Origin of the sequence: Streptomyces sp. NBC_00523 (assembly GCF_036346615.1) — a bacterium.
Taxonomy (GTDB): domain Bacteria; phylum Actinomycetota; class Actinomycetes; order Streptomycetales; family Streptomycetaceae; genus Streptomyces.
Genome location: NZ_CP107836.1, coordinates 168,923 through 185,360 on the forward strand (window position 1 = coordinate 168,923; position 16,438 = coordinate 185,360).

13 protein-coding genes, 1 pseudogene and 1 other annotated feature are annotated in these 16,438 nt (G+C 68.3%); of the genes and pseudogenes, 5 read left to right on the top strand and 9 right to left on the bottom strand.

The genetic code is table 11. The annotated features are described in order from the left end of the window. The first annotated feature begins 55 nt into the window (after positions 1-55). Positions 56-2,515: an RHS repeat-associated core domain-containing protein gene (locus OHS17_RS00820; protein ID WP_443066115.1), complete on the top strand. Its 2,460-nt coding sequence runs from the start codon at positions 56-58 to the stop codon at positions 2,513-2,515. A 651-nt stretch (positions 2,516-3,166) separates the two neighbouring features. Here OHS17_RS00820 and OHS17_RS00825 read toward each other — a convergent pair. From OHS17_RS00825 to OHS17_RS00865, 9 genes and pseudogenes are all read right to left on the bottom strand, one after another. After that, a pseudogene (locus OHS17_RS00825) lies at positions 3,167-4,117 on the bottom strand (IS481 family transposase); the annotation flags it as partial. 120 nt (positions 4,118-4,237) lie between these two features. Further along, a protein-coding gene (locus OHS17_RS00830) for an IS5 family transposase (protein WP_443066116.1) occupies positions 4,238-5,169 on the bottom strand; the annotation gives its coding sequence in 2 pieces (ribosomal slippage) (positions 4,238-4,785 and positions 4,785-5,169; 933 coding nt in all). A gap of 31 nt (positions 5,170-5,200) precedes the next feature. Then, entirely contained in the window at positions 5,201-5,782 is a 582-nt protein-coding gene (locus tag OHS17_RS00835) for a S1 RNA-binding domain-containing protein (protein ID WP_330310574.1), read from the bottom strand. 274 nt (positions 5,783-6,056) lie between these two features. Further along, positions 6,057-7,052, bottom strand: coding sequence for a hypothetical protein (locus tag OHS17_RS00840; RefSeq protein ID WP_330310575.1), 996 nt, complete (start codon positions 7,050-7,052; stop codon positions 6,057-6,059). A gap of 26 nt (positions 7,053-7,078) precedes the next feature. Beyond that, the gene (locus OHS17_RS00845; protein ID WP_330310576.1) at positions 7,079-7,981 is read right to left on the bottom strand and encodes a hypothetical protein; all 903 of its coding nucleotides are present in this window, start codon (positions 7,979-7,981) and stop codon (positions 7,079-7,081) included. 30 nt (positions 7,982-8,011) lie between these two features. Continuing rightward, positions 8,012-8,455, bottom strand: coding sequence for a hypothetical protein (locus OHS17_RS00850; protein ID WP_330310577.1), 444 nt, complete (start codon positions 8,453-8,455; stop codon positions 8,012-8,014). A gap of 302 nt (positions 8,456-8,757) precedes the next feature. Further along, positions 8,758-10,001 (bottom strand): IS3 family transposase gene (locus tag OHS17_RS00855; protein WP_330310578.1). Its coding sequence is split into 2 segments (ribosomal slippage): positions 8,758-9,719 and positions 9,719-10,001, totalling 1,245 coding nucleotides; the frame shifts between segments, so codons are not numbered across the junction. Further along, positions 9,592-9,720 (bottom strand) — a sequence feature (AL1L pseudoknot). (Overlaps the previous gene by 129 nt.) Before the next feature lie 464 nt (positions 10,002-10,465). Beyond that, the gene (locus OHS17_RS00860; protein ID WP_330310579.1) at positions 10,466-11,137 is read right to left on the bottom strand and encodes a hypothetical protein; all 672 of its coding nucleotides are present in this window, start codon (positions 11,135-11,137) and stop codon (positions 10,466-10,468) included. A gap of 241 nt (positions 11,138-11,378) precedes the next feature. Next, a complete protein-coding gene (locus OHS17_RS00865) occupies positions 11,379-12,044 on the bottom strand; it encodes a TetR/AcrR family transcriptional regulator (protein ID WP_330310580.1) in 666 nt (221 codons plus the stop codon). A 129-nt stretch (positions 12,045-12,173) separates the two neighbouring features. Between OHS17_RS00865 and OHS17_RS00870 the strand changes: the two genes are divergently transcribed. From OHS17_RS00870 to OHS17_RS00885, 4 genes are read left to right on the top strand one after another with little or no spacing between them, the layout of a single operon-like run. Beyond that, on the top strand, positions 12,174-13,523 hold the full coding sequence (locus tag OHS17_RS00870) for a flavin-containing monooxygenase (protein ID WP_330310581.1): 1,350 nt from the start codon (positions 12,174-12,176) through the stop codon (positions 13,521-13,523). Further along, on the top strand, positions 13,520-14,365 hold the full coding sequence (locus OHS17_RS00875; protein WP_330310582.1) for an SDR family NAD(P)-dependent oxidoreductase: 846 nt from the start codon (positions 13,520-13,522) through the stop codon (positions 14,363-14,365). Before OHS17_RS00870 ends, OHS17_RS00875 begins: the two co-directional genes overlap by 4 nt. Next, positions 14,362-15,699 carry an MFS transporter gene (locus OHS17_RS00880; RefSeq protein ID WP_330310583.1) on the top strand — a complete coding sequence of 446 codons (1,338 nt, stop codon included), beginning with the start codon at positions 14,362-14,364 and terminating at the stop codon, positions 15,697-15,699. Before OHS17_RS00875 ends, OHS17_RS00880 begins: the two co-directional genes overlap by 4 nt. After that, complete coding sequence (locus tag OHS17_RS00885; RefSeq protein ID WP_330310584.1) at positions 15,696-16,400, top strand: sulfite exporter TauE/SafE family protein; 705 nt, start codon at positions 15,696-15,698, stop codon at positions 16,398-16,400. The genes OHS17_RS00880 and OHS17_RS00885 overlap by 4 nt, the downstream gene beginning before the upstream one ends. The last annotated feature ends 38 nt before the right edge of the window (positions 16,401-16,438 follow it).

Below are 16,438 nucleotides of genomic sequence, written 5' to 3' on the forward strand. Positions count from 1 at the left end.
AGTCTCCAGGTGTCCACGACCAAGGGGAAGGTTCACCCGCAAGGTCACCGACCCGTTGGGGCAGTCGACGAGTTTCGACTACGACGACAACGGCAACCTGCTCACGCTCACCGATGCCCGCAACAACCTCGTCAGCTGGGACTACGACAACGCCGACCGCCCCAAGTCTGCCACCGACGCCGTGGGCGCACAGGCCACGTTCGAGTACGACACAGCCGGGCTCCTGAAGAAAGTCACCAGCCGCTCAGGGAAGGTCGCGACTGCCACCTACGACCTGCTTGGCCGATCCAAGACGGTCCTGTGCGGGGTCGGTATCGCCGGCCAGGCTGAATCAACCGTCAGCTACTACTACGACGGCCACGATCTCCTCAAGCAGATCACCGACAGTCAGACCGGCAACCAGACCTTCACCTACGACGCCTACGACCGGCCCCAGACCAACACCGGCCCCACCGGCACCATCGCCTACACCTACGACGCGGCCGACCGTCGCGAAACGATGACCGCAGGCGGCCAGACCACCACCTACGGCTTCGACAAGACCAACATCCTCACATCCGTCACCACCGGCACCCAGGAAATCGAGTTCGGGCTGGACGCGGTGGGACGGGAGAAGACCGCCACAATGCCCGGGGGTATCACCCGCACCACCGGCTACGACAAGACCGGCACCATCAAATCCATCGCCTATGCCAAGGGCGCCACCGGCATCGGCGACCTGAATTACACCCGCGACATCCGCTCCCTGCAGACCGGCCTGAGCGGCACCCTTGCCAACGTCGCCCTACCTGCCGCCGAGACGGGTACGGTCTTCGGCAAGGACAACCGCATCACCACCTTCGCCGGCCGCTCCTTCACCTACGACGCGGACGGCCAGCTCACCACCGACGGCATCCGCGAATACACCTGGAACGCACGCGGCCGGCTCTCCAGCCTGACCAAGGCCGGCCAGAACAGTACCTTCGGCTACGACGCCCTGGGCATTCGCTCCGCGAAGACCATCGGACGGGCGACGGACAAGTTCCTCACCGACGGCAGCAACCCACTCGTCGAGCAGAACGGCTCGGGCGACACCACCGCGACCGTCACCACCTCCGGCGTCGACCAGTTCCTCACCAGGACCGAGAACGGCAGCACTCAGGTCTACCTGACCGACGCCCTCGGCTCGGTCATCGGACTCGCCAACAGCGACGGCACCATCGCCACCACCTACGCCTACGACCCCAACGGGACGGCCAAGACCACCGGTGCCGCCTCATCCAACCCCTACACCTTTACCGGACGCGAGAACGACGGCACCGGCCTGCTGTACTACCGCAACCGCTACTACGACCCCGACACCGGCCGCTTCATCTCCCAGGACCCCATCGGCCAGGCCGGCGGCACCAACCTCTACCAGTACGCCCTGTCCTCACCCACCACCCATACCGACCCCACCGGCAACAACCCCATGATCGCCGCCTGTGCCGTCAACGGGGCGATCGACGGAGGCGTCAACTGGGCGCTACAGAGACTGTCCGGCCGTAAGGTCAAATGGGGCGACGTCGTCAACGCGGCTCTGATGGGATGCGTGCTCGGACAGGCCGGTGAGGCCCTGAGCCTGGTTCTGGCGACCAGAGGGGCAGGCCGAACAGGGAGCTGCCTGGCCTCCAACAGCTTCACCGCCGACACCCCTGTCCTAATGGCAGACGGCACCAGGAAGCTGATCAAGGACGTCAAGATCGGCGACAGAGTCCAGGCCGCCGACCCGGAGAGCGGCGAAGCCGGCCCTCGCACCGTCACCGCACTCATCAAGGGCCAAGGTGAGAAGCGACTCGTCGACCTCATCGTCGACACCGACGGAACCAAGGGCAGGAAGACCGGCAGTATCACAGCCACCGACGGCCACCCTTTCTGGATCCCCGCCCTGCACCAATGGGTAGAGGCTGGCGAACTACAGCCCGGACAATGGCTCCAGACCAGCGCCGGCACCTGGGTCCAGCTCACCGCCACCCAGCACAGGACGCAGTCAACAACGGTCTACAACCTCACCGTCGATGACCTCCATACGTATTTCGCGGCCGCAGGCCCCACGCCGCTTCTCGTGCACAACTGCCCTTCGGGTGGCGGAGGCTTCTTCTCCCGCCTCTTCACCCGGCAGGTGCCTCCTGCGCCGAATGCGACGGTCGCCGACCTCCGCGCGATCGCCATCGAGGATGTCGGAGGAACGGCCGGCAGCAGGAACCAGCTATCGCGCCTTCAGGGGCTCACCGACGACGAACTGCTCAAGTCAGTGTTCAGTCCGGCCTCGGGACTTGAGGACGTGCTGACGGTGGGGAAGGTGAGGAAGAGGATGGAGAACGGCAACCACCGGGCAAGCCTCCTCATCGAGGCTGCGATGAGGCATGCCCTTACCCCGGAGAAGGTAGAATCACCTGGCAAACCCCCATCTACATCAGAGGGTGGGAGCATTGGCTCGGCTGAACTGGCGACTGTTCAAGCCCTCCGGCGCTGCTGCTTCGGTCGACGCGGCTGACGCCGTGGCTGTGCTTCTGGCGGCGGGATTGCTGGAGATCCGGACTCTGGCGAAGCACGCGCCCGCCGAGAACGGGCTGCCCGACGAGGGAGCCGTGCTGGCGCGTGTCCTGATGATTTCAGAGGTCTGTCCACAGCTTTCCGGTAACTGCCGATGGATCTCGAACGATGCGGAAACGCCGAGCCGCGCACGCTCTGGCCTGGAGATACTCGTGCTCGGGTGCCGACGCCCGGCACTGGATTCGGGAGAGTCTGCGGGACAGAGGAAACGAGTACGAGCGGGCCTTGGACGCGGCGTTGAGCGCTGGTGGCTAGACCCTGTCGTCACATTCCCGTCTGCCGTGCGACGCCATGCACGCACTCTCGCCGCGCCGGGCCCAGACCCAAGTACGTCCAGTACGAGGGTCTGGGCCCGGCACGCGAAGGTAGGCGGCATCCGCTGATGATCGGCCGGTGGCCCGGTGGAAGGGGCCGGATCTGGGGCGGCCCCTACACGGTGCCGCAGATGGTCGTGCTGGCCGGGTCACTGACCCTGCTGCTGCTGACCCGGGCGCTGTGGGCACACTTCGGGCTCCTCAACTACGTGCTCGCCCTCGGACTGCCCTACGGGCTGTCCCTGCTCGTACGGCATGTCCAGGTCGACGGCCGCAGCCCGCTGGCGACCCGCAGGGTTGTTGACTCGGGTGATCGGGGGTTTGCCTCCGAGTGCGGTGTGGCAGCGGTGGTGGTTGTAAGTGTGGAGGAAGTCTGCCAGGGCCGCTGTGCGCTCGTCGTTGCTGGTGTAGGGCCGGAGGTAGGCCCATTCGTCTGCGAGGGTGCGGTTGAAGCGTTCGACTTTGCCGTTGGTCTGCGGCCGGTAGGGGCGGGTGAGTTTGCCGGTCGCGCCGATGTCGGCCAGGGCTTGCTTCCAGGCCAGGCCCTTGCGGTAGGCCCACGCGTTGTCCGTCAGGACACGCTCGATACGGGTGATGCCCAGGTCGGCGAAGAACGCGGCGGCCCGGGTCAGGAAGGCTGCGCAGGTCGCGACTTTCTCGTCGGCGTGGATCTCGGTGTAGGCGAGGCGGGTGTGGTCGTCGACGGCGGAGTGGAGGTAGTCGAAGCCCATGCCGCGGATCGGCCGGCCGGCTTCGCGGCCGTGCACCTTGTGGCCGCCGCCGTCGGGTATCCGGCCCAGTTTCTTGACGTCGACGTGGACGAGCTCGCCGGGGTGCTCGCGTTCGTAGCGGCGGATCACCGAGCCGGTGGGCCGGTCCAGCCAGGCCAGACGGTTCAGCCCGTGACGGACCAGAATCCGGTGGACGGTCGAGGCCGGCAGGCCGAGAACGGGGCCGATCCGCGCGGGTCCGAGTTTGCGGGACCGGCGCAGATCGCAGACGCGGACCTCGATCGCGGCCGCTGTGCGGTGCGGCGTCGTGAATGGCCTGCTGGAGCGGTCGGCCAGGCCCGCCTCGCCCTCGGTCCGCCACCGCCGAACCCATTTATGTGCGGTCGCCCGCGAGATCCCCATCTCGGCAGCGACATGGGCGACCGGACGGCCGGACGCGACACGCTCGACCAGCAGACGCCTCCCGAAGACCGTCAGCCGGGCATTACGGTGGGACACGAAGACCTCCGGTGTGGTGCGTTCCTAGACAGCTCCACCACACCGGAGGTCTTCGCCTTTGATCAAGACCCCCGTGTCAACAACGCTCGTGATCAATACACCTAGGACTTGTCCGGCCGATCATGTACGGAGCCAGATCGCGACGGCCGCCGCGGTGGCGGTGCCGAGGAAGACGTAGCCGCGCTTGTCGTAGCGAGTGGCGACCGCCCGGAACTGCTTCATGCGATTGATTGCCCGCTCGACGGTGTTGCGCTTTTTGTAGCGGTCCTCGTCGAAGCTGGGCGGCCGTCCACCGCGTGCGCCTTTGCGCAGTCGGCCTGCCTGGCTGTCACTCTTCTCCGAAATCGTGTGGCGGATGCCCCGCCGTCGCAGGTACTCGCGGACGGGGCCGTTGCTGTAGGCCCTGTCGGCCGCACGACTGTCGGGCTTCTTGCGTGGTCGCCCCAGGCCCGGTCTAGGGACTCGGACCTTCTCCAGCACCGCGACGAACTGGGTGCAGTCAGCTCGCTGACCTGGTGTGACGATCAGGGACAGCAGACGGCAGCGGCCGTCCGCGCTCAGGTGAAGCTTGCTGGTGAACCCGCCGCGCGAGCGGCCCAGACTCTCGCCTCCAGCACCACCTCCACCAGGCGGGCGTGCAGACTCTGCCACGGCGCTTCGTCCTGGTGTTCTGGCTCCTCGGCCCCCTTTGAGCCGGGCGTCGGCGGTGGGTCGATGCGAGCGCCCGCCGCATGCTGATGCGCCCGCACGACGGTGGAGTCGACCGAGATGTCCCAGTCGATCTCGCCTGCTGCATCGGCTGCGGCCTGGACCTGCTGGAGGAGACGTTCCCAGGTACCGTCCGCCGACCACAGGCGGTGGCGTTCATAGACGGTCTTCCACGGACCGAACCGTTCAGGCAGGTCACGCCACTGCACGCCGGTCCGCACCCGGTGCAGGATCCCGTCGATCACCTGCCGGTGATCCCGCCACCTGCCGCAGCGCCGGTTGCTGGCCGGCAGGAGCGGCCGCAGCCGTTCCCACTCGGCATCACTCAAATCACCCCGCGCCATGCTCCATTCAACGGCTGGAGCACGCCGGCCGTCACGCGGTCGGCACGACACCTTCGCGCTGGGCGTTCTTCGGCCTGGAAAGACAGATTCGGCGGGTCGGCAGGTCGATTTCCGTGACGATGACGGTGATCTCCTCTCCGGCCTCCAAGTCCTCCACTGGACTCGCTGCGGGCCGACCGTCGATCTCTATGGAGGGGAGCAGCCCGACGAACCCGTCTCCGAGCTCGACGAAGACGCCGATGGGAGCGGTCTTCTTCACCGTCCCGCGGATTTCCTGACCCACCGTGCGGTCGGCGAAAGCCCGCAGGGGCTCGGGCTCCAGCGCCTTCAAGGACAGTCTGGCCTCCGCGTGGTAGGTGTCGAACTGGAGGAACTCGCACGAGACCCGCTGGCCTGCGTGAACGACATCGGTGGGGGCGTCGATGTGCCGCCAGGACAGTTCGGGGATGACGATGAGCCCGACACCGGGGAAGAGGGGATGGGCAGGTCCGTCGTCCAGGGCCACGAAGACCCCGAACCGCTCGATCGCCGCAACGGTCCCAGACAAGATGTCGCCGCTGTGCAAGGTCTCCAAAAATGCCCAGAGTTCCGGGCTCTCCGACTGCCAGTCCATACCGTCACCCTGGCACACGACATCGTGGGCCGACCATGCCCTCGACAGACTCAAACCCCGCCGTGCCCCAGCAACCGGAACCATGATCGGCCGGACAAGTCCTAGTCACGGGTGTGCGGACGTCAAACTGTCCTTCGACAGTGAAGTTAGTCGTGTGCAGCCCGCTGACCTGGAACGACCAGGTTGAATGTCAACGAAACTGCTTGTCTGACAGGCCGCCAGACGACACGACGAACCACCCGCCCAGATTTAACAGGACCGCAGCATCCTCGGTTCAGCCATCGAAGGGAGAAGGATCCACCTCGGGTGGGACGGTTGCTGTGGCCAGGGCGGCCAGGTCCGGGTTGATTAGACCGCTGAGATCGCGGAGATCGAGCGTGGCGGTGCCGATGCCGCAGCCGTAGGCGAAGAGGTAGTACGGGGGAAAGTCGACAACGAGTTGACCGCCGTACTGGAAGCCCATCTCCATGTGCTTCTGATAGCTGCTGGGCGTGACCGTTCCTTGGGACGTCTGGCCGCCAGCGAGGAGGGTTTTCGCGTCCGTGGTGCAGGAGCCGCTGTTCATGTCCCTGATCTTCGGGGCGATCAGCCTGGCCAGCCTGGTGGCACCTGCGGTCTGCCGGGCGGCGGGAAGAAGGATCTGGTCCCTGTCCAGGATTGTCCAGGTGTCCGTGTCGATGTTGATCCAGTCGTCGATCACTCCACCGTGGTTGCCGCCCACAAATTCCTCGCCGGTAAACTGGATCACGGCCAGCCGACCGACCTGGTTGATCCTGGGCAGCTCGGAGAGGGTGAAGGCCGCGCCGGCCACGTCAGACCTGGTCTCGTCGACGGCGGCGAGGAAGCCCTTGACTTCATGGTCGAGGCGACTCTTGATCTCCGAGTTGAGCGCATCGACGGCCGGGTTCGCCGACCAGAAGACCGGCAGGGACGCGTCGACCTTGTACTGGACGCCTTCCCTTCCGGTTCCACTACGCGTGACCTGGGTGGTGCAGATGCGCCAGGTGGCGGTGGAAAACAGGAGCTCGACCTTCGGCGGGGGGACGGTGACCACGTTCGGTGCGGCGGCGCACCAGGCGGACGGCTTGTCGCTGGTCGGGCTGGGGCTCGGTGCGGCCGTGGATCTCGCCGGGGTGTGGGTGGTCGCGACGGCGTGCGGGGTGGCCGAGTCCGGAGTCCCGGCATCCCATTGTCTCGCCAGGTACCCGGCGAGCCCGGCCACGATCACGGCGACGACCAGCACCAGCGCCATTCTGCGGTTCGTGCTCATCCTGGCCAGCTTCATCCACTTCCCACCTACTGCGCCGTGGCCGCGGTGCCCTGGGCCAGCGTGACCGTGCAGGGCGTGCCGCACATCGCGTCCATCGCCTTCGCGCGGCTGGTGACGGCGAAGGCACCGTCCTGACTGTTCGGGGCGACTGCCTGGTCGTAAGCAGAGGCGAATCCCCTGGTGTGAAACGGCTGGGATCCGTTGGTCACTGTCTGTGTGGTGTGCTCGCCGTCAATGACCAGGTCGAGCGCGAGATCGTAGGTGACATCCCACTTGACGGTCTGCAGGGTGAAGCCGAAGTTCACGATCTCCCCCTCCTTGACGGAGACCGAGTGGTCGTCGAAGTAGCGGGCGCCGAACGCTTTCTCCTCGGGATCGGCGTTCCGGGGGACGGGGACTGGTTCGTCGAGGTTGAACCCGATCTTGATGTTGGTGTCCTCGCCCTGGGACGGATAGACGAGCAGGCTCCCGCCCTGCGTCGGGGTGACCTTGCTGCGGACCTTGATGTGGATGCCCGTGATGTCGACGGTGTGGCTGCGGTTGCCCTCCAGAGTCACCAGCGTGGTCGTCTCGTGGGTGTCCACCTTGCCGGACCGCTTCGACATGAGCTCGGCCATCTGGTCGAAGTAGAGCGTCTGTCCGGCGCTCAGCAGCCTTTCAGGGAAGTACCACGCCCCGTTGTGGTTCACGACGCTGTCTTTGGTTTGGACCGTGACACGCAGCGGCGGGCCACTGGCAAACGTGTCCCTGACATCCGGGTTCCCGGGGAGGTAGACCGCGCCGAAGGCGACGACCATGGCGAACGCTATCGCACCGGACCATTTCACCTTGAGGGAGATGTTCTTCTGGTTGTAGTTGTTCGTGACATGTGCATCGCGCCCAGCCAGGGTGTTGACACTCCCCTTGCCAGAGCGGACCTGCTGATGCACCGATCGGCGGTCCCCATCACCCACCAACTGCTACTCCCTCTCCTCCGGAGAGAGCGCGACGTTTCCGCCGGCCACGATGTTCCGGCTGCGTCGGCCGGACTTCACACGCTGATCGAGGGGCGCCGCCGGCCTGTTTCGCCCGGCCGGCCCCGGCGCGCCTGTGCCGGCGGCGCTGATGTCCCCGCGGGCCACAATGTTCTCGCTGTCCCGGCCCGCGGTGACCTCCTGCCTGTCGGTCGAGGTCGGGTCGGTCCCGGGCGTGCTGCTGCCGCGGACCCACTCGAAGGCGCTGGCTGCCAAGCCGCTGAGGAACACGGCAACCACCATCGCCACGGTCCACCGATCACTGTCGTCTCGCGGGGTCCAGGAGAACCTGAGCGTCATAACTACCGTCGTGCTGCCCGCGAAGACTAGGACCGGGACCGCCAGCCGCCACGCCACCGACCGCCAAGACCTTGTGCCAAGGTCACTCATGTGGTCAATGCTCCCACGGCCCAAGCGAGTTGAACAGTTGAACATGCGAGGGACTCACATCGCCGCTTCGCGCGGTGAGCACCTCCCGCCCCGTCGCCGAGGCACTCCACCCATGCTTCACAGGCGCAAGTCGCACGCCGTGCACGCCACCCAGGCCCGCCACGTGCGACGTACAGAACCGAGCACCCAATGCGTGGTATTGGTAGGGGCCAACCCGATGGCATGCCCACCCGCCCCAGCGAGTCGCCGACCCTTGACCGTGGCCCAGCTCAGCCTGAACCGCTCCGGGATCGGTGGAGGCTCTATGCGTTGGCTCCAGCCGCCGGTTGGGGCTGGTGTTGAGCGTAGTAGTTGGTCTCGTGCTCGTGGGGCGGGATGCTCCCAATCGCGGTGTGGAGACGCTGGTTGTTGAACCATTCGACCCATTCGGCAGTCGCGAGCTCGACGTCGGGCAGGCCGTGCCAGGGCTTGCGAGGCTTGATCAGCTCGGTCTTGTAGAGGCCGATCTGGGACTCCATGAGGGCATTGTCCAGGGCATCGCCGACGGTGCCGATCGAGGCGTCGATGCCGGCCTCTAGGAGGTGGGCGGTGAAGGCGAACGACGTGTACTGACTGCCCGCATCGGAATGATGTATCAGCCCAGGTCCGGCCGTGTTCCCGGCTCGGTCGCGGAGCCATAACGCCATGTCGAGAGCGTCCAGGACAAGCTTGGCCCGCTTGCTGGTGGCCGCGGACCAGCCGACGATCGCCCGGGAGAACACGTCGACGACGAAGGCGACGTAGACGATCCCGGACCAGGTGGCCACGTAGGTGAAATCAGCGACCCACCGCTCGTTCGGACGCAAGGCGGTGAAGTCGCGTCCCAGCAGGTCATCTGCCCTGTCGTGGCCGTCGTCACGAACGGTGGTACGGATGCCACGGCCCCGGCGGACGCCCTGCAGACCGAGGTCGCGCATCAGCCGGGCAACCGTGCAGCGTGCCACCGGTATGCCTTCGCGGTGCAGCTGTCTCCAGACCTTCCGCACCCCATAGACGCTGAAATTGTCGGCGTGGACCCGGCTGATCTGCGTCTTCAGCTCCGCATCCCGCACCGACCGTGCACTGGGCGCCCGCTTCCTGGCGGCGTAGTAGGTGCTCGTCGCGATCTTCAGTCCGTGGCTGGTGAGGACTCTGCAGATCGGCTCGACCCCGAACACCTGCCGGTGCTCGTCGATAAACGCTACGAGCGCTTCGACGGCCGGTCGAGCTCGGCCGCGAAGAAAGCCGAGGCCGCCCTGAGGATCTCGTTCGCCCTCCGCAGCTCGGCGTTCTCGGCCTTCAGCCGCTTGATCTCCGCGACCTCCTCCGAGGTCACACCCCGGCGATGGCCGGCGTCGACCTGAGCCTTGCGGACCCAGGTCCGCACCGTCTCGGCGGCACCGATGCCCAGCTTCGCGGCGACCGCCTTCATCGCGGCCCACTCAGTCGGGTAGTTGGGGCGGATCTCCGCGACCATGCGCACCGCACGCTCACGAAGCTCGGCAGGGTAAGGGGAAGGACGGGCCATGAACTCGATCCTCTCTCAGGGAATCGAGCCTCCAACAGACCCGGAGCGGTTCAGCCTCTCGCGGCCGTACCATGCGAAGTCTGCGTGGGGCCGCTGTCACCAGGGCTTTCCGGAAACGACGCCGGACGTGCTCACAACGCTGCCGGCAGAAGGCCTATTGCCAGCGCCGGTCAAACTCCGATGAGACGAAACGGCCGGTGGCCAGAGTTCAGTGAGACCGGTCGAACTTCCCTGAGACAGGTCACTAGGGCGTTTCCTTCGGATCATCTGATCCGCGTTGGTTTCCGCGACCCGCTACACCGCGGCCGATGCTCGGACCCGGTCCGCGTGTACATGTGCGGGCTGGAAGGCTCGGGGTGCGAACCTTCGCACCCCGAGCCTGGGGTGGCACGGGCCCGCTGGCCCGGCCAATCACCGCGGCCCGGCAATTCCGCAGGCGCGCGGTGGGAGAGGGCTGCCGCGCATCATGCGTGCCAAGTCCCGTGGTGGGCAAGGATGCGCTCGATCCGGCTCTCGATCCGGGCGTGCAGGTCAGGATGCTCCTTCCCGTAGGAGCGGAACATGCCGGTGGAGAACCCGGAACTCGATGAGGGCCGTTCGCCTCGCGTCGGCGAATTGCATGATGTGCGCGGGGAGCGGGCCCCCGTTCGCGCCGAGGTCGGTGCGACAGGAAGCCCGAAAACCGGGTCCGTCAGCGCTGCGACGAGATGGTTTCGGTACTGGGGTGTTCCAGGTCGGAAACCGATCTCCATGCACCATCGGACGGGGTCAGTGCCCAGGCCTTGCCAGCCCGAGACCGCGTAGACGGGAGCGATCGTGCGAAGGACGGCGACGCGGCGCAGGAGGGCGCTCGCGCACCATGCCCCGTCGTAGAAGCCTTTGCTCCACTGGTCGGTGTGCCATTGGGCGTCGTAGGCGAGTTCCTCGGCTGTCCATGCCTTTGTCTCCGTCCACAGCTGGCGCCAGCCGGGGAAGTGTTCGGCGGCCCGGTCCTCTACGATCCAGCGCCAGGCGTTTCGGGGAACCCCCGTCAGCCACAGCGATGTCCGCCGGCCGTCGAGGTGGGGTTCGAGGCCGCGCTCGGTGATCTGGCGGATGCGGAGCCCCGGCTTGCCGGAGACCTCGCCGGTGTCCACCTCGTAGTCCGGCAGGAGCGCGATCTGAGCGCAGCGGAGGGATCGGCCATGCGGCGAGGGCGGGGCCGTGCAGAGGATCTACCGGCATGGCTGGGAGACGGGTCGCGGCATACGCAGCAGTCGCCCCGGGCCTCCCCGGGGCCGTCATCGCTCGCCGGAAGGCCGGACTGCGTACCGACACTCCCTACTCACGCGCGCCCGGCACGGGGCGGAAGGACCGGTCGCCGCATGGTTCCGTCGTTCAGGAGCGGGGTCCGCCCGCGGCCTTCGCTCCGCTGCCCAGCACTCCGGTCACGAGGGTGTGCAGGTGGCGCCGGAAGCGGTCGAGTGCGGGCAGGTCACGCGGACCGAGCCGGTGGCCGGCGGCGTCGATCACCCCGGCCTGACCGAAGGAATGCGTGGTCCAGACGATCGTGAAGACCAGCATCTCGATGTCGACTCCCGCTCCGATACCGGCGCGGTCGACCACCGTGCGCACGCCGTCGGCCACCTCGGCGACGAGCGGCCCGGCGAACTCCGCTTCGATCTCGGCCAGTTCGGCCCCCTCCGAAAGCCAACGGCGCATCCAGAGCGCGGGGACCTCGGGGTTGTTCAGACAGAAGGAGAGATACGTGTCGACGAAGCCGAGCAGCGCGGTCCGGGTCTCGTCGGCCGAGGGGCCGCAGGAGCGCAGCTGATCCAGCGCGGTCGTCGCGACCTCCCGCTGGGCGAGGTGCGCGCGGCGCATGACCGCGCGGTACAGCTCCAGTTTCCCACCCACGTGGTAGGCGACCGTCGCGATGTTGAGACCGACGGCTTCGCCGATCGCCCGGGTGCTTGTCGCGTCGTACCCCCGCTCCGCGAAGAGTCGGGTGGCCGCTTCCACGATGCGCTCTCGGCTCGTTCCCTCGTCGGATCGGGTGCTCATGGCCCCGAGGCTACCCGACGCCCGGGGACCGCTTCAATCAGCTGCTGGAGTACTGCACCGCAGTTCAGACCCATTGCGCCCCTCTCCATCATTCGATTGAATGAGCGCCCCTACGACGAGGAGCACGCGATGGGTTCGACAAAGGTGGCGGTGATCGGTGCCGGCGCGGCGGGGCTCGCGTCCGCGAAGGCGCTGCTCGGTGAAGGGGTGGACGTCACGGTCCTGGAGCGAGGTCGTCGCGCCGGAGGGCTGTGGGCGCCCGACGGCGACGAGGCGACCCCGGCGTACAGCAGCCTGCATCTCAACACCAGTAAGGGCCGCACGGAGTTCACGGCCTACCCGATGCCGGAGCACTGGCCGGACTTCCCGTCCGCCGCGCTGGTGGGCGGATACCTCGCCGCCTACGCGGACGCCTTCGGGGTCACCGATCGCATCCGGTTCGGGTCCGAGGTCACCGCCGTACGCCGGTGTCACACCGGGTGGGAGGTGACGTCCCGGCGGGGAACGGAACCGACGACGGATGTCTACGACGCCGTGGTCGTCGCCAACGGACACAATCGCGAGCCGAAGTGGCCGGAGCCCGCCTACCCGGGCGTGTTCGACGGTATGCAGATGCACGCTCACGACTACCGCAGTCCGGAGATCTTCACCGGACGGCGGGTTCTCGTCGTCGGGATGGGCAACAGCGCGATGGACATCGCCGTGGACGCCTCGTACGTCTCCGCCGGGCCCGTGCTGCTGTCGGCACGGCACGGCACCCACATCGTCCCGAAGTACCTGCTCGGCCGCCCCGCGGACGCCACCGGTGGAGCCCTGGCCGTGCTTCCCTGGCGGCTCCGGCAGAAGGTGGCAGAGGCGGTGCTGCGCCTCGCTGTCGGCAGACCGGAGAAGTACGGGCTGCCGCGTCCGGCGGGTGGGCTCTTCCAGAACCATCCGACGATCAGCGACACGATCCTGCACCGGCTCACGCACGGTGAGGTGGTCTCCCGCCCCGGCATCGAGCGACTCGACGGCGGCCGGGCGGTCTTCACGGACGGCACCGCCGAAGACGTCGACGTGGTGGTGTGGGCAACCGGCTACCACGTGACCGTTCCGTTCCTGGACGGCACCTGGCTCGGCGAGGACCCGGAGGAGATGCCGCTGTACCAGCGGGTCTTCCACCTCGCCGACCCCACACTGACCTTCGTCGGCCTCATGCAGTCCACCGGGGCGGCCCTTCCCGTCGTCGAGGCACAGGCCGAACTCGTCGCCGCGCATCTAGCCGGCCGGTACGCCCTACCGCCCCCGGACGAACAGCTCGCCGCGGTCCGGCGCGCCCGCGCCGCGGCGGTTGCCCGATGGGGCGACCGCCGCCCGGCCATGCGGATCGACTTCGACCGGTACGTCACCGCCCTGCCCCGAGAGCTCCGCGCCGGCGTCCGCCGGGCGGCCCGCGGAGCCACTGTCCACACCCCGAACGCGAAAGCCGACGCCTCATGACTCCTTCCTTCCTCGCCCGCCGGCACGATGTCCGCGGACGGCGCATCCTCATCACCGGCGCGTCCGGCACCATCGGACGGGCGCTCGGCGAGCGGCTGACGCGCGCGGGAGCGCATGTGGTCGGCCTCGATCTGCGGCCCCGCGGCGACGAGCCGTTCGACGTGATCCCCTGCGACGTCACCGACGACGCCAGTACGGCGAAGGCCGTCGCGGACGCCCTCGCGGCACTCGGCGGCCTCGACGTCCTGGTGAACAACGCGGGCAGGGGCGGGCCCGCACCTGCCGAGTACGCGCCCGGCACCGAGGTGCGCCGCCAGCTGGAGCTCAATCTGCTCGGTACGTGGCGGGTGACGGCCGCCTGTGTCGACGCGCTGGTCGAGACGCGCGGGCGGGTGGTGATGGTGGCCTCCCGGATGGCGGTCATGCAACTCCCGCTGGCCGCGGCGTACGGGGCGTCCAAGCGGGCCATGGTCGCGTACGCCGACGCGCTGCGCCTCGAACTGGGCACCCACGTCTCGGTCAGTTGCGTGTACCCGTCGGCGGTGCGCAGCCCGATCCACGACTCGACGAAGGCGGCGGGTCTGTCGCTGGAAGGCATGAGCGTGTACGAACCGCTGGACGGTGTGGTCGACACGCTCGTCCGTACGCTGGTGGCCGCCAGGCCCCGGCGGGATGTGACCACGACCCGCCGCGGTGCGCTGGAGTTCTTCCTGGCGCGACACCTGCCCGCCCTCACCGACCGCGTCGTGGCCCGCACACTCGCCGTGCGGGCGCGCACCGGTGTCTTCGACGGCGCCGAGCCGGCCGCGGGCGTCGTCGAGCGGCACCGGAGCGGAAGGTGACGGCGATCCGTGCGGGCTCGCCGCAGGCGAGCCGGGGCTCGCTGTCGGCGTACGCGACCGGGTCCGTCGGCATGGGCGTGTGGGTCACGGTGCCGGGGCTGCTGCTGCTCTACTTCCTGACGGACGTCCTCGGTGTGCCCGCGTTCGCGGCGGGTCTGACGCTGCTGCTGCCCAAGGTGATCGACATCGTCGTCCACCCGCTGCTGGGGTCCCGTTCGGACCGGGAAGCGCACCGGTTCGGGCACCGGCGCCGGATGATGTGGGCCGGCACACTGCTCGGCCCGGCCATGGTGGCCATGTTCAGCGTGCCGCCGGGGCTGGACGGCGGTACGGCCGCGCTGTGGGTCGGCTGCTGGTTCGTGGTCGGCAACCTGTTGTTCGCCGGTTTCCAGGTGCCGTACCTCACCACCCCGTCCGATCTGCCGGTCGGATACCACGAGCGGACCCGGGTCTTCATGTTCCGCATGGTCCTGCTGACCATCGGGCTCCTGGGTGCCGGCGTCACCGCGCCGGCACTCACCTCGGCCGGCACGCGGGGCGACTACGCCCGCATGGCCGTGCTGCTGGCATCGGTCATGGCCGTGTCGGCGGTCGTAGCGGTCATCGGCGTACGGCGGCTCACCGACGCGTGCGGATTCCGCACTCCCGGCGTGCGGTCCGGCCACTCCTCCCTGGCCGACCTGCGCATCGCGCTGCGGGACCACGACTACCGGACGCTGGTGCTGTCGTACCTGTTCACCGGCACGACCACGCATCTGTTCCTCGCCTCGTTGCCGTACGTGACCGAGTACGTCTTCGACGCCCCGCGCCTGACCGCGCTGTTCATGGGGCTCTTCCTCGGACCGGCCCTGTTCGCGGCTCCCGCGTGGACGGCCTGGTCCCGGCGGCACGGCAAGCAGCGGGGACTCCTCCTGTCCCAGGGCGTGTTCGCGGCGGGGTCCGTGACCCTGCTTCCGGGTGCGACGCTCGACGGAACGCCCGGTGTCGTGGTGACCGCGGGTGTGGTGATGGTGATGGGGGTGGCGTTCGCGGGGCTCCAGTTGTTCGCGTTCTCCATGCTCCCCGACGCGATCGCGGCGGCCGGGGCGGCGAAGGCCGGGGCCTACACCGGGGTGTGGACCGCGACCGAGGCGACCGGGACCGCCGTCGGCCCGTACGTGTACTCGGCGGTGCTGGCCATGGGCGGATTCGTCTCCAGCACGGCGGGCGCGCCCGCCGCCCAGTCCAGCACGGCACTGACCGCGCTGCTCGTCGGTTTCACATGTGTGCCGGCAGGGCTCATGGGCATCGCACTGTGGTTCCAGAGACGCTGCGTCCTGGACGGTGCCGCATGACGCTGCCGGAGCTCTTGGCCGTAGCGGCGGTCGCGCTCGGTGCGTTCGCCCAGGCGGCGACGGGGATGGGTTTCTCCCTGATCGCGGCGCCGGTTCTGATCGCCGTCTTCGGGCCCCATCGGGGGGTACCGATGGTTCTGGTCCTCGCCGTGGTGTCCTCCCTCCTGCCACTTTCGCGCGACTGGCGGCACGCCCGCCAGCGCGACGTGGGGCGGCTGCTGTTGCCGGCGATCCTGGGTACGCCGGTGGCGGCGTGGGCGCTGCGCGCCGTCGACACGAGGCTGCTGGCCCTCGCCGCCGGATGCGGGGTGCTGATCGGAGTGGTGCTGCTGGCTCGGGGGGTGCGCTCGTCGTTCCTCAGCAGTCCGAAGGGCGCCTGGCTGGCGGGTTTGGGCAGCGCCGGACTCAACGTTATCGGTGGAGTGGGCGGACCACCGATCGGTCTCTACGCCGCCAACGCGGGCTGGGCCGTCAGGGACACCCGGGCCACGCTGCACGCCTTCTTCCTCGTGCAGAACCTGGTCACCGCAGCGGTGCTGGGGTTCGTCCTCCCGCCCTGGACGACCGTGGCCGCCCTCGCCTTCGGCGCGGCCGCCGGCATGGTGTCTGCGCCCCGGCTGCCCGCGCGCGCGGTACGGGCCGGGGTCCTGGCAGTCTCCTGTGCGGGTGGGGTGACCTTGCTGGGAAGTGCGCTGGCCTGAGGGCCCGTCCGCCCGCCGGGCGGTATGCGGGCGTCCCT